At 67.7% G+C, this 20433-nt stretch carries 16 protein-coding genes and 1 pseudogene; 13 read left to right on the top strand and 4 right to left on the bottom strand.

Features of this window, described 5'->3' with window-relative positions:
- The first annotated feature begins 37 nt into the window (after positions 1 to 37).
- Positions 38 to 1120: a DUF808 domain-containing protein gene (locus tag CJ197_RS12000; RefSeq protein WP_102236985.1), complete on the top strand. Its 1083-nt coding sequence runs from the start codon at positions 38 to 40 to the stop codon at positions 1118 to 1120.
- Here CJ197_RS12000 and CJ197_RS11995 read toward each other — a convergent pair.
- Both CJ197_RS11995 and CJ197_RS11990 read right to left on the bottom strand, forming a co-directional pair.
- Positions 1092 to 1622 carry a phosphoribosyltransferase gene (locus CJ197_RS11995; protein WP_102236984.1) on the bottom strand — a complete coding sequence of 177 codons (531 nt, stop codon included), beginning with the start codon at positions 1620 to 1622 and terminating at the stop codon, positions 1092 to 1094. The two genes, CJ197_RS12000 and CJ197_RS11995, sit on opposite strands and share 29 nt — an antisense overlap.
- A gap of 65 nt (positions 1623 to 1687) precedes the next feature.
- Positions 1688 to 3734: pseudogene (locus CJ197_RS11990) on the bottom strand (BCCT family transporter).
- Between the two features lie 89 nt (positions 3735 to 3823).
- Here CJ197_RS11990 and CJ197_RS11985 point away from each other — a divergent pair.
- A complete protein-coding gene (locus tag CJ197_RS11985) occupies positions 3824 to 4633 on the top strand; it encodes a TIGR02206 family membrane protein (protein ID WP_233190906.1) in 810 nt (269 codons plus the stop codon).
- Here the strand turns inward: CJ197_RS11985 and CJ197_RS11980 are convergent.
- Positions 4612 to 7818 (bottom strand): GH92 family glycosyl hydrolase, encoded by a 3207-nt coding sequence (locus CJ197_RS11980; RefSeq protein WP_102236982.1) that lies wholly within the window; start codon positions 7816 to 7818, stop codon positions 4612 to 4614. The genes CJ197_RS11985 and CJ197_RS11980 overlap by 22 nt on opposite strands.
- 91 nt (positions 7819 to 7909) lie before the next feature.
- Between CJ197_RS11980 and CJ197_RS11975 the strand changes: the two genes are divergently transcribed.
- From CJ197_RS11975 to CJ197_RS11930, 11 genes are all read left to right on the top strand, one after another.
- Positions 7910 to 8422 (top strand): hypothetical protein, encoded by a 513-nt coding sequence (locus tag CJ197_RS11975; protein ID WP_102236981.1) that lies wholly within the window; start codon positions 7910 to 7912, stop codon positions 8420 to 8422.
- Entirely contained in the window at positions 8419 to 9072 is a 654-nt protein-coding gene (locus tag CJ197_RS11970) for a mismatch-specific DNA-glycosylase (protein WP_102236980.1), read from the top strand. The genes CJ197_RS11975 and CJ197_RS11970 overlap by 4 nt, the downstream gene beginning before the upstream one ends.
- Positions 9073 to 9182: 110 nt before the next feature.
- Positions 9183 to 9323 carry a hypothetical protein gene (locus CJ197_RS15395; protein WP_199173926.1) on the top strand — a complete coding sequence of 47 codons (141 nt, stop codon included), beginning with the start codon at positions 9183 to 9185 and terminating at the stop codon, positions 9321 to 9323.
- Positions 9320 to 10489 (top strand): YeiH family protein, encoded by a 1170-nt coding sequence (locus CJ197_RS11965; RefSeq protein WP_233190905.1) that lies wholly within the window; start codon positions 9320 to 9322, stop codon positions 10487 to 10489. The genes CJ197_RS15395 and CJ197_RS11965 overlap by 4 nt, the downstream gene beginning before the upstream one ends.
- A gap of 297 nt (positions 10490 to 10786) precedes the next feature.
- Positions 10787 to 12181, top strand: coding sequence for a TerC family protein (locus CJ197_RS11960; RefSeq protein ID WP_102236979.1), 1395 nt, complete (start codon positions 10787 to 10789; stop codon positions 12179 to 12181).
- A 297-nt stretch (positions 12182 to 12478) separates the two neighbouring features.
- Positions 12479 to 13411 carry a transglycosylase family protein gene (locus tag CJ197_RS11955; RefSeq protein WP_102236978.1) on the top strand — a complete coding sequence of 311 codons (933 nt, stop codon included), beginning with the start codon at positions 12479 to 12481 and terminating at the stop codon, positions 13409 to 13411.
- Between the two features lie 531 nt (positions 13412 to 13942).
- Complete coding sequence (locus CJ197_RS11950; RefSeq protein WP_102236977.1) at positions 13943 to 15394, top strand: MFS transporter; 1452 nt, start codon at positions 13943 to 13945, stop codon at positions 15392 to 15394.
- Between the two features lie 230 nt (positions 15395 to 15624).
- The gene (locus tag CJ197_RS11945; RefSeq protein ID WP_102236976.1) at positions 15625 to 16797 is read left to right on the top strand and encodes a Gfo/Idh/MocA family protein; all 1173 of its coding nucleotides are present in this window, start codon (positions 15625 to 15627) and stop codon (positions 16795 to 16797) included.
- 64 nt (positions 16798 to 16861) lie between these two features.
- Positions 16862 to 17734 carry a sugar phosphate isomerase/epimerase gene (locus CJ197_RS11940; protein WP_233190903.1) on the top strand — a complete coding sequence of 291 codons (873 nt, stop codon included), beginning with the start codon at positions 16862 to 16864 and terminating at the stop codon, positions 17732 to 17734.
- A 56-nt stretch (positions 17735 to 17790) separates the two neighbouring features.
- Positions 17791 to 18111 (top strand): putative quinol monooxygenase, encoded by a 321-nt coding sequence (locus tag CJ197_RS11935; RefSeq protein WP_102237032.1) that lies wholly within the window; start codon positions 17791 to 17793, stop codon positions 18109 to 18111.
- A 239-nt stretch (positions 18112 to 18350) separates the two neighbouring features.
- A complete protein-coding gene (locus CJ197_RS11930) occupies positions 18351 to 19799 on the top strand; it encodes an MDR family MFS transporter (RefSeq protein WP_304528974.1) in 1449 nt (482 codons plus the stop codon).
- A gap of 35 nt (positions 19800 to 19834) precedes the next feature.
- Here the strand turns inward: CJ197_RS11930 and CJ197_RS11925 are convergent.
- Positions 19835 to 20433, bottom strand: a 599-nt coding sequence (locus tag CJ197_RS11925) for a TRAP transporter large permease subunit (RefSeq protein WP_146007772.1), incomplete at its 5' end; no start/stop codon positions are given.

The following is a 20433-nucleotide window of genomic DNA, read 5'->3' as shown; positions in this document are numbered from 1 at the left end:
CGCGACCGCGGTGCTGCCCGAGGGGAAGAAGGATCCGATGGCCGGTGGACTTGCCGCACTGCTCGATGACGTCGCCGCGCTCGCGCGCCTGGCCGCCGCGAGCGCCGATGATGTGGCAGCGGCCTCGAGCCGCGCCGGGACGAAGGCACTTGGTGTGGTGATCGACGACGCGGCGGTCACGCCGCAGTATGTGCAGGGCATCAAGCCCAAGCGGGAGCTGCCGATCATCTGGCGGATCACCAAGGGGTCGCTGCGCAACAAGCTGCTGATCATCCTGCCGATCCTGCTGCTGCTGAGCGTGTTCGCCCCCTGGCTGCTGACACCGCTGCTGATGCTGGGCGGCCTGTACCTCTCCTTCGAGGGCGCGGAAAAGATCATCGAGCTGGTCCGGGGTGTCGAGAAGAAGGCGCCCGCAGCTGCGACGGGCACTGATGCGGAGGACACGGTGGTCAAGGGCGCGGTGCGCACCGACCTCATCCTCTCCGCGGAGATCATGGTGATCTCCATGAACTCGGTGGACACCGACAGCGTGTGGATGCGCGCTGCGGTGCTCGTGGTCATCGCGATCGGCATCACCGCCCTGGTGTACGGGGCGGTGGCGATCCTGGTGAAGATGGACGACATCGGCCTGGCGATGGCCCGTGATGAGGACGCTTCCGCGGCGAAGCGCAGGTTCGGCACCGGCCTGGTGCAGGGGATGCCGACCGTCATGAAGGTCATCAGCTACGTGGGCATGGTCGCGATGCTGTGGGTGGGTGGGCACATCCTGCTGGTGGGCACCCACGATCTGGGGCTCGCTCAGCCCTACGGTTTCGTGCACCACCTCGAGGAGCAGGTCCACGGCGTCGCCGGTGTCGGCACGGCACTCGCGTGGCTGGTCAACACGTTCTTCTCGTTCCTGTTCGGCCTGGTGATCGGCCTGGTCGCCGCGGGGATCATGCACCTGCTGCCCATCGGGCACCACGCGAACGAGGACGGGCACGATGCGGCTGCAGATGCCGACGTGCCCAGCACTGCTGCGAGCTCAGCAGGCCATCCCAGCGACTCCGCCGCAGACACCGCCCAGGGCCCTGCCTCGGGTTCGCGCGCGGTCAGCCCGCAGCGCCCCCACCAGGAGTGACCGGCGGCTGCGCCGACCACGGGAAGACGATCCACTCATCGGTGCGGTGCCATACGAAGTCCGGGTCCACCACGGAGGCGGACTTCGCGTACAGCACGGCGCTGCGCGCATCGGCGCCCATGTCCCGCAGCAGATCGAGCACCAGAGCGAGGGTGCGCCCGGAGTCCGCGACATCGTCGACCACCAGGAGTCTCTTGCCCTTGATGGATTCGGTGTCCAGCATCGGGGCCAGCAGCACCGGGTCCGGCAGCGTCTCATGGACGTCGGTGTAGAACTCCACGTTGATCGCATCGGAGAGCTTCACACCCAGCGCATAGGAGAGCCCGCCGGCCGGCAGCAGACCGCCGCGCGCCACCGCGATGATGATCTCCGGGCTGAAGTCGGAATCCGCGACGGCCTGCGCGAGCTCCCTCGTGGCGGTGCCGAACCGCTCCCAGGTCAGCACCTCCTTGTCCACCAGGTCAGAGGAATCGGCGTGGTAGGCGGGCTGGGCCTCGGTCATCGGGTCGCGTCTCCTGGGGTGCTGGATCCATCGGGTGAGGTGATCGTAGCGGGAACGGCTGGGGGTCAGTCGCGCGGGGTATCGGCCCCCGTCGGGCTTTCGCCCGCCGGTTCGATGTACTGGCCGCGCTCGTAGTCATACTCCACCGGATTGCCGTCTTCGTCGGTGCGGGTGTACCACTCGGTGAACTCCGGGGCGGTGGAATCGAAATCCCCTCCGGTCGCGTACTCGCTGTCAGTGGTGGTCGGTTCGATCGCCAGCGCGAAGTGATCGCCATACTCGGTCACGCCCTGCTTCACCGCGTTCTCCAGCGCGGCATCCTGGAAGTGGTCGCGGATCGCCATGGGGTCATATCGAAGTTCCTTGACCAGTGCCACCGCCATCGCCACAAGGATCACCGCGAAGGGGGTAGCGGTCACCACCACGAGGTTCTGCAGACCCGATAGCGCGTTCTCGCCCCCGAACAGCAGGATCACCACGGCAATCCCGGACATGCACAGCACCCAGAACGCCGTCACCAGCCGATTCGGGTTGGGGTTGCCGCCCTGGGACAGCTGCGAGTTGACCAGGGACGCGGAGTCCGCGGTGGTGATGAAGAAGATCGCCAGGACCACGATGACGGCTGTCGCGACGAGTCCACCGCCAGGTAGCTGGTCCACCACGGCGTAGAAGATCTCGGCGGGCAGCGGCAAGGAGTCCGTCGTCCCGTCGGGGGCGATCGCCCCCTCCGAAGCGGCGATGCCGACCGTGTTCCCCAGCTCGTCGAGCTCGCTGGCGCGGCGCTGGAGCCAGATCGCGGTACCGCCCAGGATGGCGAAAGCCAGAACGATGATGGTCGAGGGGATCAGCAGAACACCCAGCACGAACTGGCGGATAGTGCGGCCGCGGGAGATCTTGGCGACGAACACCCCGACGAACGGTGCCCAGCTCACCCACCAGGCCCAGTAGAAGGTGGTCCAGGCGGAGAGGAAGGCCTGCATATCCTCACCCTCGGCCATGTTCGCCGCGAGCATGTCCGGCATGGTGCCGAAATATTCGGTGATCGCGCCGGGGATGATGTTGATGAGGAACACGGTGGGGCCGACGACGAAGAAGAACACCGCCAGGCCCACCGAGAGCACCATGTTGATGTTGGAGAGCATGCGAATGCCCCTGGCCACTCCTGAAACGGCGGAGATGATCGTGCCGATGGTCAGCACGGTGATGATGAAGAGGGCCAGGGTGTTGCCGGCGGCCCCCAGCCCGCCCACGATCTCCACGCCGCGGGCGATCTGCAGTGCGCCGATCCCGAGTGATGCGGCGGTTCCGAACAGAGTCGCGATGATCGCGAGCGCGTCGATGATGCGGCTGGCAGGAGAAGTGTGGTCACCGCCCCACAGGCTCGAAACCACCGAGCTCATCAGCGGCACCCTGCCGCGCCGATAGGAGATGTACGCAACCGCCAGGCCGACGATGCCGTACACCGCCCAGGCGTTCACACCCCAGTGCAGGGCGGACTGAGCGATCGCGCCCTTCATAGCGTTCATGCTGCCGGCGTCGTAGGGGGCGCCCGGCCGGGGGGGAGAGGTAATAGGTCAGTGGCTCATAGGGACCGAAGAAGATGATTCCTATCCCAATGCCGGCGGCGAACAGCATCGCCGCCCAGGAAGCGGTGGAATATTCGGGTTTTTCACCCTCCACACCCAGCGGGATCTTGCCGTAGCGGGAGAAGGCGAGCATCAGCAGAAGTAGCACCAGTCCTATCGCTAGCAGGCTGAACAGCCAGCCGAGGTTCTGCATCACCCAGCTCAATGCGATACCGGAGACGTCGAACACCTGCTGCGGGGCGACGATGCCCCACACGACGAATCCGATGATCAGTGCGCCAACGACACCGAGAATTCCCTTGTCGATGCCATAGCGAATTTTTTGGTCCTCCACGGACACTCCCGGCACCAGAGCCGGATGAATACTGTGGGGATAGTTCACTTCTCGAAGGAAACGACGGGCCTGTTCCCGGGCGGAGAAGAGGGCGCGCCGCCGGTCCGCCGCATAGGCGGCTGCGTCGGCCTCTCGCGAACGGTCGGGGGATGCATCGATCTCAGGGCGACGGGCAGAGCCGCGGCGTGCCATGGTTTCCTCCACGGGGAATCGGGGGCGTCTTCACTCTATAGGCCTCCCGACGTGGCCCCCGGACACCCGAATACCGGCATACTCACCCCATGAACTCTCCCCCGCTGGGCCGCATGGCCCCCTATGGCCTCGAGCACTGGTGCATGCTGACGCTCATCGTGGTGGCCTCGGTGGCGCTGGTGCTGTGGGCGCGGCGGACGCCCGGCGAGCGCGTGGATCGGGTGCTGCGCGGGCTCGGCTGGCTGCTGCTGGGAAACTCTGTGTTCTGGACGGCGTGGGGCTTCATGCCGTGGGCGTGGAACATCGATGAGTCCCTGCCGCTGCATTACTCCGACGCGCTGCGGTTCGTGCTGCCGGTGGCGATGATCACGCAGGCGCGCTGGGCGATCGTGGTCGCCTACTACTGGGGGCTCACGCTGAACCTGCAGTCGGTGCTGACCCCGGATGTGAACTACTTCGTGTGGGTGCCGCTGGAGTTCTTCCAGTACTGGATCGCGCACGGGGCCGGGATCGTGGTGCCCGTGGTGCTGGTGTGGGGGCTGGGGTATCGGCCGACGTGGCGCGGTTTCGCGGTGGCCTACGTGATCACCCTGGGCTGGGCGGTGATGGCATTCACCGGCAACCTGCTCACGGGAGCCAACTACGGGTACCTGAACCGGGCGCCGGCGGGCCCGTCGATCCTGGATCTGCTGGGCCCCTGGCCGCAGTACCTCCTGGTGGAGGCCCTGCTGATCGCCGCCGTGTGGGCGCTGGTGATGACCTGGCCGTGGGTGCTGCGCGACCGTCGGTATGGCACGGCGCTCGATGGGAAGCATGGCCTCGTGCGGCGAGCGCACCCGCCGCACGAGGGCCCCGGCCGATCAGCGGCAGTGGAGTCTCAGGCCAGCAGCTCCACCTGAGCCAGCCGCAACGGCCCCTGCGCGGTGGTGACCACCAGGCGGTGGCGGGTGCACTCGCGCGGCGTGGCGATCTCGAAGGGCCGGGTCTGCCGCCGCCAGGGGAAGGTCTGCCCGGAGCGTTCATCGAGCACCTCCCACGTCTGGCCGTCGGCGCTGCCCTCGAGCCGCCAGGCGATCGGGTCCCCGCCCTCTTCCGTCCCGGAGGTGAGGGTGAGGAAACGGGCGCGTCCTGGCTGCGCCAGCTCCGGCAGGTCGATGGTCACCGCTGCGGTCTCGAAGGTGCGCTCGGTGGTGGAGTCATCATCGAGCAGGGGGTTTGTCGCATCGCGCTCGAGCAGGTCCACGAGCGGTGCGGGCCGTTCCCCGGGGGCGGTGGGCGAGGGCGGCACCTCGCCCCATGCCCCTGCCTCCCTGCCCAGGCGCAGGTGGATCTGCCCCTGCAGGTCCTCATGGTCGATCCAGGCCCCTGAATGCTCCGCCCCGCGGATGCTCGCACCGGTGATGCACACCGCGTCGGTTCCCGGGTCCCCGTCGGTGGTGATCGTGAAGGCGGGGCCGCCCAGCGGCGTGACGTCGACGCGGTCGAACAGCGGCGCCACCAGGTGGTAGCGCGGCGTGCCCAGCTGCAGCGGGTAGATACCCAGCGCCGTCAGCAGCCACCAGGCGCTCATCTCCCCGTTGTCCTCATCGCCCGGGTAGCCCTGCCCGATCTGCTCGCCGACGAACAGACGGCGCTGCACCTCGCGGACCACGCGCGATGCCTGCTCGGGGGCCGCGGCGTGGTGATAGAGGAAGGGGATGTGGTGACTGGGCTGGTTGGAGACCCCGAACTGGCCCATTCGCACCGCGCGGGCCTCGTCCATCTCGTGGATGACATGCCCGTAGCTGCCCTTCTTCTGCGCCCGCTCAGGGGTGGCGAAGAAGGCGTCGAGCTTTGCCCGCAGCCCCTCGCGTCCGCCGTAGAGGGCCGCCAGACCCTCTCCGTCGTGCGGGACGTGGAAGGCGAAGTTCCAGCCATCGGTCTCCGTGAAGTCTCCGCCCCAGCTCTCCGGATCGAACTCCTCGGGGGTCGTGGCGAACTGGCCGTCACGGCGGCGGCCCTGGAAGAAATCGATCGCCTCATCGAACAGCAGCGGATAGTTCTGGGCGCGGGCAGCGAGGTAGCGCGACTCCTCCCCGAGGCGCTCGGCGAGCTCCGTCTGACCGTCCGCGGCGGCGCGGGCAGCGAGCAGACGCGCCTGCTCCGCGAGCCCCACATCATTGATGTGCGCCTCGAGCGCCCAGGAGACGGACTCATCGGTGTCGGTGTCCACGTAGCCGGTGAAGACGGCGCGCTCATTGCCCTTGCGACCCACCCGCGGATGCTCCGGCGCCACCGTGGCATTGCGCAGGCCCGAGGTGTACGCAGCCATCGCATCGGGCAGCGGCACCCCCTTGACCTGGAGATCGGCGAAGGAGATATCGCTCGAGGTGCCGGTCATGCAGTCGGCGTAGCCGGGAGAGGACCAGCGGGCGATCCAGCCGCCCTCGCGGTGCTGCTGGATGAAGCCGTCCGCGAGCTCCGCGGCGAGCTCCGGGTACAGCAGTGCGTAGGCCGGCCAGGCGGTGCGGTAGGTGTCCCAGAATCCGTGGTTGACGTACATCCGCCCCGGGACCACCTGGGCATCGGTCCGACTGTCGGTGGCCTCTCCCTTGGGCGGCAGCACGGGGCTGGCATGGACCGGTTCGCGGCGCTCCCCACTGCCGGCATCCTCCCAGTGGGAGTTCGGGTACAGGTTCAGTCGGTAGAGGTTCCCCAGCAGGGTGCGGCGCTGCGGCGGCGTGGCCGATGGCGCATCGATCACGCCCAGGCGCTCGGCCCAGGCGGCATGGGCGGCCTCGCGCACCTGCTCGACGCTGCGGCCGTCGAGCTCCCGGGCAAAGGTGCGCCGCGCCTGCTCCTGGGAGATGAAGCTCGTGACCAGGCGCACGGTGACCGTGGTGGTGCCGGGAGCGAAGGTCAGCACACTGCCGTCGCTGTCCCCGCGCGCTGCGGTGGCCGCGATCGGGGCGGGATCCAGCTGGGCATGGATGAACATGCGGGTGGCGCCGTCGGCGCGCTCATCCGCGGGCGCATCCACCCAGGCCTGCACCTGCCCGTCGAACACCGCACCAGCCGCATCCACGCGAGAGGCGCCGTCGTGGCCCTCGAGCAGCAAGTGCACGCCGTCGGCCGTCTCGGGCAGCGTGATCTCGGTGATCGCGCCATGGTCGGTGGGCGCCAGACGCAGGCCGATGCCACCGTCGAGCGTCACCGCGTACAGGTCGGGGCGCGCGGTCTCCCCGGCGTGGTCGAAGCCGCGGGCGCGCGCCGCGGGGCTCGCGTCGGGGCTCTGTCCCAGCAGCGGCATGAGGAAGAACTGCAGGCGGTCACCCATCCACGGGCTCGGGGCGTGGGAGATCGCGAGGGCCTGCAAGCGCGGCCGGTTGTCCTCCCCGTTGCGGCGGTGGTACTCGTACACCCAGCGGCGGCTGCGCGCATCGGTGGCCGGGGTGAACATCGCAAAGCCGTTGGGCCAGGCCGTCAGCGGCAGGGTGTTGCCGCGCGAGAAGTCCCCGGAGGCATAGGTGCCGCGTCGGGTGTCCACCCATGCGACCGGGTCGTCGACATCCGGGTCCGCGGGGAGCGCCCCCACGTAGGGACCGTCGATCCAGCCGCCCAACTCCTCGTCCGCGTCCCCGTCGGCGGGATCGCTCTCGCGCGCGGGAACGTCGACGCTGATCAGCACGTCCTGGATGCTGCGGCCGACGACCGCGCTGAGGTCCACCTGCACGTCGTTCCACTGATCGGCGTACAGGATCTTCCCATCGCCGAGCCCGGCGGCGGTGGCGACGGTGCCGTACTGATCCTTCGGCGCGTGGTCGCTGAGGTGGGTGCCGTCATCGAGCAGCAGATCGATGCTCACATAGGTGGCGCCCCAGGTCTGCGCGTCCTCATCAAGCACGGGAAAGACGTAATAGCGCAGCGAGTCCCCCGCGGCGATGGTACGTCCGCGTACATCCTCCACCCCGTCCACGACCGGCAGCGCAGACTGCTCGCGCTCTCCCGCCCGGGTGGTGTAGCGCACGGCTGCAGGGCCCAGGAACCCCGCTGCGTCCTTGCTGGTGGGAGATCCGATGGGCCCTGAATCCGCAGTGACGATCATGTGCTTCAGCGTATCGAGTCGGTGACGGGCCGTGCACGAGTGCTCACCGTGCGCGATACTCGAGCTGGAACCACGAGCAGCAGGGGGAGTCATGATCTACGCACAGCCGCAGCCGGCCGGCCCGAGCGGACCCGCTCCGGGCGGAAAGAAGATCGGCGGGCGGCCGATGTGGCACTGGCTCGTGCTGGGCGGCATCGCCCTGGTGGGCCTGCTGCTGGTCAGCGTCGTGGGCCTGATCCTCCTGCTGAACATCCTGGGCCGCGGCAACCCGCAGGACACTCTTGAGGACTTCTACAGCTCGATGGAGAACAGCGACTGCGAGCTGTACATGGACTCCACCACGGAGGAGTTCCGCCGGGCCCTCGAGACCACCTCCTGCACGGCCTTCGACCAGACGCTGGGCACCGTCTCGGCGGTCGACTACACGGTCAACGACCGGGTGAATCGCCAGGGGTACGCGATCTTCGAGGTCACCGAGAACATCTTGAATGCGGATGGCGGGACGGAAGAGGTGCACCTGCGGTACTTCATCCTCCGCACCGACGGGCAGTGGGACCTCGATGGCATCCAGCTCGTGGATGAGGACACCGAGCCGATCGGGTGAGCACCCCAGCACAGCGTCGGCCCTCTCCGCTCGGTGGGCGCCGTCCCACGCGGGCCGAGCTCGACGCCGTCTCCACCACGGACCCCGACAGCATCGATGATGTGCTGCCGGCCGATGGGGCGCCTCTGAAACTGCTCATCGTGGGGATCAACCCGGGGCTGTGGACCGCCGCGGTCAACGCCCCGTTCGCTCGTCCCGGCAACCGCTTCTGGCCCTCTCTGCACCGCGCCGGGCTCACCTCGCGGGCGGTCGATGCCGCGGCCGGGCTCGCGCAGGTCGATGCTCAGGACCTGATCGATCACGGGATCGGCCTGACGAACCTGGTGGGTCGCGCGACCGCGCGCGCCGACCAGCTCTCAGCCCGTGAACTGCGCGAGGGCGGGGCCCACATGGTGCAGCGGATCCGCCAGCTGCGCCCGCGCGTGGTCGCGATCGCCGGGATCACCGCCTTTCGCACGGCCTATCATCTGCCGCGCGCCCAGCTGGGCAGGCAGGATCCTGCGACCGTGGAGGACTGGCCCGAGGACGTCGTGCTGTGGGTGGTCCCGCAGCCCAGTGGCCTGAACGCCCACGCCACCATCGACTCCCTTGCCGCGACGTGGCGCGAAGTCGCGACCGAGGCGGAGATCCCCACCGCAAACGACGGCTGACCTCCGCGTGAACACGACGGGTCCAGGTGCCGTACACGGCCCGTCGACCCGCGCACAGCGCATCCTCTCGCATACCGTGCACCTAGCGGACCTTTGGGAGGAGAATGTCCATGGATAGTGAACGTCGGCCGGATCACCCCGACGACCACCGCCGCTTCTCGCTCGGCGAGGACTGGATCGCCACGATCGTGGGGCTGGCCCTGTTCGGGCTGTGCATGGCCGGTGCGATCTCCCCGGCGCTGATCCCGTGAGCGCGACAGATCGCGCGGCGCCTCGCACGTCGCCTGCAGCACGCAGCGCCGAGAAGAGCTCGCCCGCGGGGCCGGGCCACGGCTGGACGGTGCTGGGGCTGGTCATCGTGGTAGGGCTGGCCGCTGCGGGGCGGCAGCTGAGCGAGTCGATGCCTGCCCTCGCCGCGGGCACGCCACTGAGCGGCGTCGTCGCGGCGATCGAATACCCGGTGTACGCCATTGCCCTGGGCTTTGCGGGCAACGCGGTGCTGAGCCTCGCCCGGGTGCGCGAGCGGATGGCCGCGGCGTTCCGCACCGAATTCTTCATCAAGATCGGTCTGGTGCTGCTGGGCGCCACCGTGAGCTTCGCCGTGCTCGTGCGCGCGGCGGGTCCCGCCGTGCTCCAGGCGATCGTCCTCATCACCGTCGTCTTCGGCGCCACCTGGTGGTTCGCCGGAGCGCTGGGGCTGGATGATCGGCTGCGCGCACTGCTGGCCTCCGCCCTGGCGATCTGCGGGGTCTCCGCGGCCGTCGCGGCAGCGGGGGCGGTGCAGGCCCGCAAAGAGCAGCTGGCGTACACCGCGGCACTGGTCATCACCTTCGCTGTGCCCTCAATCTTCCTGCTGCCATGGCTCGCTGATCTGATGGAGCTCTCACCGGCGGTCACCGGAGCGTGGATCGGCGGCAACATCGACACCACGGCCGCGGTGACGGCGGCCGGGGAGGTCGCAGGCGAGCAGCCGCTGCAGATCGCCTCGATCGTCAAGGTGACGCAGAACGCCCTGTTGGGGGTGGTGGCAGTGCTGCTGACGATCTGGTTCTCACTGCGCACCGCTCAGGATGGGGGCAGCGCGGCAGAGGGACAGCGCGGCGGCAGGGCATCACTCGCTCTGATCTGGGATCGGTTCCCGAAGTTCGTGCTGGGCTTTCTGATCACCTCGGCGATCGCGACTGTCTCCGTGGAGACGATTCCTGCCGAAGTGCTCGAGCCGCGGCTCGATGCGGCGAAGGAGCTTCAAACCTGGGCGCTCACCCTCGCGTTCGTCTCCATCGGCCTGGAGTTCAACGCGAGCTCCATCCGTGAGGCCGGTGTCCGGCCGATCCTCGTCTTCTTCGTCGCAACCGTCGTCAACCTCGTGGTGGGCCTGCTGCTGGCGCTCGTGCTGTTCCAGGGATTCACGTTCTGATCCCTGGACTCCGTCGCGGCGGCCGGCGGTCTGGCGCTGGGCTTCCTCGCCGCGATGATCGTGGTGCCCTTCATGCTCTGACCCTGCTCGGGGCGCCTCCTTTCGTGGAGCGCACCACGGCCGCTTCGCCGCCCAGCGCCTGCTGTGTACAGTGGGCGCTGGCAACGGGGGAGTATCCGTCACCCTGCGCACGTCATCACGAGGACCGCCGTCGGTTCTCCGGGCGCAGAGGCCGGCCGCAGCAGCAGCCGGTGGAGAGACCCGGGTCCATGACGCGACCCTGGAAAGCGAGCTCCCGTGACTGTCTCCCCTCTGGTCTGGATCCTGACGATCGTCGGGGTCGCCGCACTGCTGGCCTTCGACTACATCTTCCACGTGCGCAAGGCTCACATCCCCACCATGCGCGAGGCCGCCGTCTGGTCGGCCATCTACGTGGGCATCGCTGTGCTGTTCGGCGTGGGGGTGCTGGTCTTCGGCGGCATAGACATGGGCGGGGAATACTTCGCCGGGTACATCACCGAAAAAGCCCTCTCGGTGGACAACCTGTTCGTGTTCCTCGTGATCATCGGCGCGTTCTCCGTGCCCCGCGAGGACCAGCAGAAGGTCCTGCTGTTCGGCATCACCTTCGCGATCATCGCCCGCTCCGGCATGATTGCGATCGGCGCCGCCGCGATCGAGCATCTGTCCTTCGCCTTCTACATCTTCGGCGCGATCCTGCTGTACACCGCCATCAAGATGGTGATCGAGGAGGTCAAGGGCGAAGACGACGAGGATGAGCAGGCCGACGGGATCTTCGTGCGCCTGGTGAAGAAGGTGCTGCCGGCCACCGATGAGTACGACGGCGACAAGCTGTTCACCATCGAGAACGGCAAGCGGGTGCTGACCCCGATGCTGCTGGTGATGATCGCGATCGGCGCGACCGATCTGCTGTTCGCCCTGGACTCGATCCCCGCGATCTTCGGCCTGACCCAGAACACCTACATCGTGTTCACCGCCACGGTGTTCTCCCTGCTGGGCCTGCGTCAGCTGTACTTCCTCATCGACGGGTTGCTGGATCGCCTGGTCTACCTCGGCTGGGGACTGTCCCTCATCCTCGCCTTCATCGGCGTGAAGCTGATCGTCCACGCGCTGCACGAGAACGAGCTCGGCTTCATCAACGGCGGCCAGCCGGTGCACGCTATCCCTGAGGTCACCACCGGCTTCTCCCTCACGGTCATCATCAGCGTGCTGACCATCACGATCCTCGCCTCCCTGCTGTCCCCCAAGGGCCGGGCACAGGCCGCGGTGAACAATGCCCACCGCGAGGCGAAGACCTACATCGAGATGACCTACGAGGCCTTCGAGACTCACCGCGATGCGCTCTACCAGAAGATGCTCGAGCATGAGCAGATCGTGGAGAACCTGCCGGAGAAGTACCACGACATGATCGTGGCCGAGCGCAATGTGCGCGAGCTGCTGGCCGATGCGCACCGCATCCACGACCGGCGCCAGGCCTACAACGACCGTGGCGAGCGCAGCGATGAGCAGCCTGAGGGCCTCGTCGTGACCCGGGAGGACGGGACCGTCGCGACCGATTCGAGCGGCAATGTCATCACCGTCGCCGAAGAGCAGGCGCTCGAGGAGAAGAAGGCGGCCAAGCGGGCCGAGCGCGAGCGGCACCGCGAGGAGCACGCCGCGGCCAAGCGCCGCTGATCCGGCACGGCACGCACCACCAAGGGCCGACGGGGACTGCCCCGTCGGCCCTTTCGTGATCCAAGGAACAGCGCTGCACAAGAGATCACAAAATCGTCACGGCCTACGCGCTACACCACGTTCTACCTGGTCAGGGCGCTGCAGGATGGTTTTCTCCCCGTCACGCCCGGTTCTTGATCGGGTCAAGACTCCGCCGGAACGGCGCTGCGGCCTTGCAGCCCCTCCCCCGTCGGCCCCTATGTTCGTCGCCGTCCGTCACCGCGGAACATCTCCGATCCAAGCGAAAGGACGGTAACCATGCCCGCTCATTCCACTCACGCCCTGCGTCCCGCCTCCGCCGGCCGACTCCGCCGCGGACTGGGTCGCACCGCCGCGAGCCTCGCCGGAGGCGCGATCGTCGCCGCCGGCATGCTGGCCACCGGAACCTCCGCGCAGGCCGCCAGCGGCTGGGACGAGGTCGCCGCCTGCGAGTCCGGCGGCGACTGGTCGATCAACACCGGCAACGGCTACTACGGCGGCCTGCAGTTCTCGCAGTCCTCCTGGGAGGCCGCGGGAGGCCTGCAGTATGCGCCCCGTGCGGACCTCGCCTCGAAGTCTCAGCAGATCGCCACCGCTGAGGTGCTGCTGTCGATGCAGGGCCCGGGCGCCTGGCCGGTGTGCGGTGTGGCCCTCTCCGGCGGCGCTGACACCTCCGGCGGCGGGGCACAGGACGATTCCGCTCCCGCCGAGCAGGCCCCCGCCCAGGAGCAGGAGCCGCAGGAGCAGCAGGCTCCTCAGCAGCAGGAGTCCTCCGAGCCGCAGGGCGACTGGAGCTGCGATGGCGATGGCATTCCGAACAACTGCGATGAGAACGGCTTCACCAAGCCCACCGAGGAGGCTCCGCAGCAGGAGCAGGAGGAGCAGGCTCCGGCGCAGGAGAGCTCCGCGCCTGAGCCCGGACCGAAGGCCACCGGTGATCTCAGCGTGGCCGGCACCCTCGAGGTGGACGGGAAGATGGGCCCCAAGACCATCACCGCCCTGCAGGATTGGCTGAACGTCGAGCAGACCGGCGAGATGGACGAGCAGACCACCCTCGCCCTGCAGGCCTGGGCCAAGACCGAGCAGGACGGCGAGATCGGCCCGAAGACGGTGGCCGGCCTGCAGCATGAGGTCGGCGCCCAGCAGAACGGTGCCGACGAGATCGATGAGGACACGGTGAAGGTCCTGCAGACCTTCCTGAACCTCTACTGAGACCTGTCGCCGTTCCCCTGCGGCGACAGCGCACGGCAGCCGCCGTGCCCCTCCAGGACGGCCGGGCCCCGCACGGGCCCGGCCGTTCCCTTTGCTGTGGGGGCTCCGTGTGCTCACGGGCGGCACGTGCGCAGGGGGCTGCGGGTCACCCCGCCGCCATGAAACGGCGGGACCGGGAGGCGCGCGGCCCCCTGATTCCAGGACCTTTGTCCCGCGGCAACCAACGGCAATTCCAAGGGTGTGGAAGTGTCGTTTAAGACGCGGCCGACATCCGCTACACCGCCGACCATCCGTATAACCGCAGGACATCTGGCCCTTTTCCCCTCACGCTCACTTCTTGGCAGTGTCCATAGATCTGCAACCGGCGGCAACCCAGGCTGGACGGACAGGGTGCTCAGCAGAATTCTCGACATCCCCGCCGCCCACCATCGGACCGTTCTCGAAACTCCCGCGGACCCGGGGATCGAGCCGCCGCCGCCTCGTGCGTGCCGCCGCTCCGCCACTCGAAGACGAGCCTGAAGGAGCCCGACGATGAGCACCACCGCAGCACCCGCCCCCGCCCTGGCTAGGCCGACGAAACGGCCCTTCAGCTGGCGCGACAAGATCGGCTACATGTTCGGCGACTGGGGGAACGACTTCACGTTCATCCTGCAGTCGGCGTTCTTCTTGATCTTCTACACCAACGTCATGGGCATCAACGCCGCGCATGTCGGCACCCTCCTGTTCGGCGCGCGCATCCTCGACGCCTTCACCGACGTCGGCGCCGGCCGTCTGGTGGACACCCTCTCGCCGTCCCGCTCCGGCCGCTTCAAGCCGTGGCTGCTGCGGATCTGCATCCCTGTCTCCGTGGCCTGCGTGCTCATGTTCACCCCGCTGCTGGCCGATGCCGACTACGGGGCGCGTCTGGCCTGGATGATCGTCACGTACATCCTGTGGGGCTCTGTGTTCTACACCCTCATCAACATCCCCTACGGCTCCATGGCCTCCGTGATCTCCTCGGATCCCGACCACCGCGCCTCCCTATCGGTGTTCCGCTCCCTTGGCGCGACGCTTGCCAACCTCGGCATCTCCGTGGTCGTCCCGCTCTTCGTCTACATCCAGGTGGATGGGGATTCGCAGCTCTCCGGCAACCGCATGTTCTTCGCGGCGGTGATCTGTGCCGTGCTCGCGGTCATGTGCTACCTCCTGTGCTTCGTGAACGTCGAGGAGCGCGTGCAGACCTCGCCCAAGCCCAAGGACGAGCGCATGGGCTTCGGCGCAATGTTCGGTTCCCTGCTCAAGAACCGGGCGCTGACCGGGCTGATCTTCTCCTCGCTGTTCATGCTCATCGGCATGATGCTGCTGGCCTCGGTCCTGCCATACGTGTTCAACGAGTACTTCAACAACGGCCAGATGCTCTCGACCGCGAACCTGGTGGGCCTGCTGCCCACGCTCGCCTTCGTGCCGATCGGCGCCTGGCTCACCCGGACCGTGGGCAAGCGCGAGGTGGGCATCGCGGGGCTGAGCATCGGAGCGCTGTCCGGCCTGGCGCTGTTCATCCTGCGCACCGACAGCGCGGTCACCTACATCATCGGCTACACGATCCTCATGACGGGTCTGGCCGCGCTGAACGTGCTGATCTGGGCCTTCATCACCGATGCAATCGACTACCAAGAGATCCGCACCGGCGAGCGCAATGACGCCACCGTCTACTCCCTGTACTCCTGGGCACGGAAGCTGGGCCAGGCCGTCGCCGGCGGGCTGTCCGGATGGGCGCTGGGCTGGATCGGCTACCAGTCCGGTGGCGTGACCCAGAGCGATGCGGTGCTCAATGGCATCTACACCCTCTCCACCCTCGTCCCCGCGGTGCTGCTGGCGATCTCCGCGGCTGGCCTGATCTTCTGGTACCCGCTGTCCAAGGAACGCGTGGAGCAGAACGTCGCGATCCTCGATGAGCGCCGCGCCGAGCGCGGAGAGCTCACCAGCGAGGACGTGCAGAGCTGATCTGGTTGCCTCGGTCTGCCCCGCCGCGGGCGGGCCGAGGCGTCCTCGCCCTCGCCCAGCACCCCGGAATGGGCATAGGGTCGTGAGGACGGCCACATGCTGTCGGCGGCACCATCCCCACTCCCCCACGGCAGTCGTCGGACAACGTCGGCCCCACGACTCCCGATCTCGACCATCTTGACCACCTTGATCACCTTGATCACCTTGATCGCCTCGACGAAGGAGACACCATGAGCGAGAAGACCGTCCGCCTCGGCATCATCGGCCTGGGAGCCCAGGGCGGCATGTACGCCGGCCTCATCAGCGAGGGCCGTGTGCCCGGGATGAGCCTCGGCGCGATCGCCGACATCGACCCGGCCAAGCGTGAGCAGGCCGCCGCCGACTATGCGGATGTCCCGTTCTACGACGATTACGTGGCGATGCTCGATTCCGGGGATGTGGACGCCGTGGTCACCACAGTCCCTCATTACCTGCATCCCGAGATGACGATCGCCGCGATCGGCAAGGGAATCCACACCCTCACCGAGAAGCCGGCCGGGGTGTACGTGAAGCAGGTCGAGGAGATGAACGCCTTCGCGAAGGAGCACCCCGAGACCACCTTCGCGATCATGTTCAACCAGCGCACCAACCCCGTGTACACGGACCTCAAGCAGCTCATCACCTCCGGGGAGCTGGGGAAGCTGCGCCACACCTCCTGGATCATCACCACCTGGTGGCGCCCGCAGGCCTACTACGACCAGTCCGACTGGCGAGCCACCTGGGGCGGCGAGGGCGGCGGCGTGCTCGTCAACCAGGCACCCCACCAGCTGGACCTGTGGCAGTGGCTGGCCGGGACCCCACAGAAGGTGTTCGCCAAGCTCGCCTTCGGCTTCCAACGCGACATCGCCACCGAAGATGAGGTCAATGCCCTGGTGGACTTCGGCGACGGCGCCACCGGACACTTCATGACCTCCACGAACGACATCATCGGCACCGACCGCCTCGAGATGCTCTTCGACAAGGGCAAGGTGGTGGTGGACGACTCGAAGAAGGTCACCATCACCCGGCTGACACAGGATGAACGCTCGCTGTCCGACTCCATGGAGCCCGAGGACGTCAAGCGTCTGTTCATGGGGCAGATCAACACCGATGACCTGTTCACGACGGAGGTCAAGGAGTACGAGTCGGCCTGGGGCCAGCAGCACATCGATGTGCTCACCAACTTCGCCGCCCACCTGCTGGAGGGCACGGAGCTGATCGCCGATGGCGCCGAGGGCATCAACGGTGTGCGTCTCGCCTCAGGTATGCAGCTGTCGGCCTGGACCGGCCGGGAGATCGACCTCGTGAACTACCCCGGAGAGGAGTACCTCACCGAGCTGAACCGCCGCATCGAGCAGGAGGGCAAGTACCCCACCCGCTCTTGAGTGGAACCGGCCCGTCCCCGTCCCGCGGGGACGGGCCCTCTCTAAACACGTCGCACTACCCGCAATGACCTCGCAGAAGGAGAAGACCATGCCCGTCATCGGACTGCAGCTGATGATGCTCAAGGACCAGATCACCGAGAAGGGGATGTTCGCCGTGCTGCGCCAGGTGCGCGAGCTGGACATCGCCGCCGTTGAGGTCTCCCAGGTGGAGATGACCGACGAGATCATCGCGGACCTGGTACGCGGCCGTGAGGAACTGGGCGTGCAGACCGCTGCGATGAGCGCCTCGATCGAGCCGGGCGGCAACGGTTTCGCCCTGTCCACCGAGTTCGACCGGGCCGTGGAGGCCTGCCACACCACGGGGGCGCGATTCCTGCGCATCGGCATGATGCCGTTTGAGGCGATGACCTCGAAGCAGGCGTGCGAGGAATGGGCGGCCTCGGTGGAGCCGTACGCGGCCCGTCTGGCCGAACACGGCGTAACGCTGTGCTATCACAACCACCACGTGGACCTGATCCAGTTCGAGGGCGAGCGGATCTTCGACATCGTCCGCCGGGTCGCGCCGTCACTGCTGTTCGAGGTGGACCTGCACTGGGTGCAGCGCGGCGGCATGGCACCGCTGGACATGCTCGAGCTGTACTCCGGCGCCTGCAAGCTGATCCATGTCAAGGACTTCCGGGTGGCGCCGCTGCCGCAGGAGGCGGTGGCGAAGATGCAGGCCGGCGAGATGGACATGCAGGAGTTCTTCGGGATCTTCGTGGGCCTGGCGCAGTTCGCCGAGGTGGGTCAGGGCAATATGAACTGGCCGGCCCTGCTGCCGGCGGCTGAGAAGGCCGGGGCGGAGTACTTCCTCATCGAGCAGGACGACACCTACGGCCGCGACCCCATCGACTGCATCCGCGAATCCCGCGAGTATCTGCGGTCGATCGGGTACTAAGTCAGCCGAGCTGGCATCCTGGAATGCACCCCGCCGTCGATCCGGAAGGCCCCGCGATGATCCTCATCAATGTCAAGTTCCCCGTGAAGCCCGAGCACGCCGATGCGTGGCCGGAGATCTCCCGCGAATTCACTGAGGCGAGCCGGGCCGAGCCCGGCAACCTGTGGTTCGAGTGGTCCCGCAGCGTCGAGGACCCGAACACGTACGTGCTCATCGAGGCGTTCACCGACGAGGGCGCTGAGCCGCATGTGAAGTCTGAGCATTTCCGCACCATGCAGGAGGAGTTCCCGCAGTACCTCACCGCGACCCCGCAGATCGTCTCCCACCAGGTGGAGGGGGATGGCTGGGGGCCGATGAGCGAGCTGGCGGTGGACTGAGCGCTCAGCTGCGCACGCGCCCGTCTCCTGCTCGGCAGGAGGCGGGCGCCGTCTTATCTGGCACTCGGCCCCTCTCCGGTGTCGGCGGCTCCGTCGCCCGGTCCTGATGCTCAGGTCGAGGCTGGCCGGTCACATCACTGCGCAGGCATCTTGCCGCCGGAGCCGCTTCCTCCTAGGATGCGGAAGGTTGCGCACATCGGCCCGGCGCACCGATCCCCACGACAGGAGGCGCATCCACGGTGAGCGAGGCACGCGATGAGACCGCTGGAGATCCAGACTCCTCGCCCCTGACCGTGGATCCGAACATCGTCCTGGCCGTGCTGGTCTCTGGGGCGTTCGTGGTCATCCTGAACCAGACCTTGCTGAACACGGCACTGCCGGCGTTCATGGGTGACTTCGGGATCACAGCGAACTCCGCGCAGTGGGTGACGACGGTGTTCATGCTGGTCAACGGGATCATGATCCCGGTGACGGCGTACCTGATCCAACGCTTCTCCACGCGTTCCCTCTACTTCGCGGCGATGGGCCTGTTCACCGCCGGGACGGTGCTGTGCGCACTGGCGCCGGTGTACCCGATGCTGCTGCTGGGCCGCGTGGTGCAGGCCGCCGGCGGCGGCATCATCCTGCCCCTGATGCAGACGATCCTGTTCGCCGTGTTCCCGCGGGACCGGCGCGGCCGCGCCATGGGCATGTTCGGCCTCGTGATCAGCTTCGCCCCCGCCATCGGCCCCAGCCTCTCCGGCTGGATCGTGGACCATCTGCCGTGGCAGGTCCTGTTCTGGATGATGGTGCCCATCGCGGTGCTCGTGATGGCGGTGGCGTGGTTCATCCTCAAGAACATCTCCGAATCCCGGCCCCATCACCTCGATGTGCTCTCCGTGGTGTTGTCCACCCTGGCCTTCGGCGGCATGCTGTTCGGCTTCGGCAATGCCGGCAACACCGGCTGGAGCAGTCCCGAGGTGCTCGTCCCGCTGATCATCGGCGGCATCACCCTGGTGCTGTTCATCCACCGCCAGCTGACCCTGCCGGACCCGGTGCTGGAGCTGCGGGTGCTGCGCCATGTCACCTTCACGCTCGGCACCGTGCTGGGCATGCTGGTGTTCGTGGCAATGATCGGCGGGATGATGATGATCCCGCTGTATGTGCAGAACATGACCGACCATTCGGCGATGCAGTCCGGGTTGGTGCTGCTGCCCGGCGCGATCGTGATGGGGCTGATGTCCCCGCTGACCGGGCGGGCCTTCGACTGCTACGGGGCGCGCTGGCTGTGCGTGATCGGCTTCGCGCTCGTCGCAGTCAGCACCGTGCCGCTGTCGATGCTGCGGGCGGACACCTCGCTGCTGCTCATCGCCGCGGCCAATGCAGTGCGGATGCTCGGCACGGCGATGGTGATCATGCCGGTGACCACCGCCGCGCTGAACCACCTGCCCAGCTCCCTGATCCCGCACGGCACCGCCGTGAACAACACGCTGCGGCAGATCGCCGCAAGCGTGGGCACGGCCGTGCTGATCACCGTCATGACGGCGAGCGCTCTGGATCCGGCGACGCATGGTGCGCAGGGCCCGATCCACGGCGTGAATGTGGCGTTCCTGGTCTCCGGGGTGGTGGCGCTGCTGGGGATGGTCGGCGGGTTCTTCCTCGTGGGCACGCGGCCGATGCCGGAAGCGGCGCGCACGGGGCGGAGCTGACGCCGCGGCGGGCTGGCTCCGACGCGCCGCGCCCGTCAGGTAGCTGCGCCGGAGGTCGTCGTCGGCGCCGTCGAGGTGCCGCCGCCGGTTCCATCCTGGCGCCGCCGCCGTAGGAGCTGCACCACCACGATGGCGGCGGCTATAGCCATGCCCAGCAGCGAGATGGGAATCGACGGGTAGACCATGAGGAACCCCGCGATGATCAGCAGCACCTGCTCCACCCTGGTGGTGTCCGCAAAGAGGTAGCCGGCCAGCGCGGAGGCGATCGCGATCATGCCGAGCACCACGGTGAGCAGCGCCGGGGCGAGCTCGAGCATCGACCCCTCTAGCAGCAGGGATGGTTCCAGCACGAACACGTAGGGGATGAGGAAGCCGGCGATCGCCAGGCGCAGCGCGGTCACGCCGGTCTTCATCGGGTTCGAGCCGGCGATGCCGGAGCCCGCATATGCCGCCAGACACACCGGTGGGGTGACGTCGGCGAGGATGCCGAAGAAGAACACGAACATGTGCGCCGCGATCACGGGTACGTCGAAGTTGTTAATGAGGATCGGGGCGGCGACGGTGGCGGTGACCACGTAGTTCGCGGTGGTGGGCAGGCCCATCCCCAGGATCAGGCACACGATCATGGTCATCA

Origin of the sequence: Brachybacterium sp. UMB0905, from assembly GCF_002871795.1 — a bacterium.
Classification (GTDB): Bacteria; Actinomycetota; Actinomycetes; order Actinomycetales; family Dermabacteraceae; genus Brachybacterium.
Note: the sequence above shows the minus strand (reverse complement) of the source record. Positions and strands in the feature narration are given on the sequence as shown.

Bases quoted from the DNA above. Each gene is read 5' to 3' on its own strand.
- CJ197_RS11975 (WP_102236981.1), top strand. From the start codon at position 7,910: ATGATCTACGCACAGCCGCAGCCGGCCGGCCCGAGCGGACCCGCTCCG.
- CJ197_RS11945 (WP_102236976.1), top strand. From the start codon at position 15,625: ATGAGCGAGAAGACCGTCCGCCTCGGCATCATCGGCCTGGGAGCCCAG.
- CJ197_RS12000 (WP_102236985.1), top strand. From the start codon at position 38: ATGGCCGGTGGACTTGCCGCACTGCTCGATGACGTCGCCGCGCTCGCG.
- CJ197_RS11995 (WP_102236984.1), bottom strand. From the start codon at position 1,622: ATGACCGAGGCCCAGCCCGCCTACCACGCCGATTCCTCTGACCTGGTG.
- CJ197_RS11940 (WP_233190903.1), top strand. From the start codon at position 16,862: ATGACCTCGCAGAAGGAGAAGACCATGCCCGTCATCGGACTGCAGCTG.
- CJ197_RS11985 (WP_233190906.1), top strand. From the start codon at position 3,824: ATGAACTCTCCCCCGCTGGGCCGCATGGCCCCCTATGGCCTCGAGCAC.
- CJ197_RS11950 (WP_102236977.1), top strand. From the start codon at position 13,943: ATGAGCACCACCGCAGCACCCGCCCCCGCCCTGGCTAGGCCGACGAAA.
- CJ197_RS11980 (WP_102236982.1), bottom strand. From the start codon at position 7,818: ATGATCGTCACTGCGGATTCAGGGCCCATCGGATCTCCCACCAGCAAG.
- CJ197_RS15395 (WP_199173926.1), top strand. From the start codon at position 9,183: ATGGATAGTGAACGTCGGCCGGATCACCCCGACGACCACCGCCGCTTC.
- CJ197_RS11955 (WP_102236978.1), top strand. From the start codon at position 12,479: ATGCCCGCTCATTCCACTCACGCCCTGCGTCCCGCCTCCGCCGGCCGA.
- CJ197_RS11935 (WP_102237032.1), top strand. From the start codon at position 17,791: ATGATCCTCATCAATGTCAAGTTCCCCGTGAAGCCCGAGCACGCCGAT.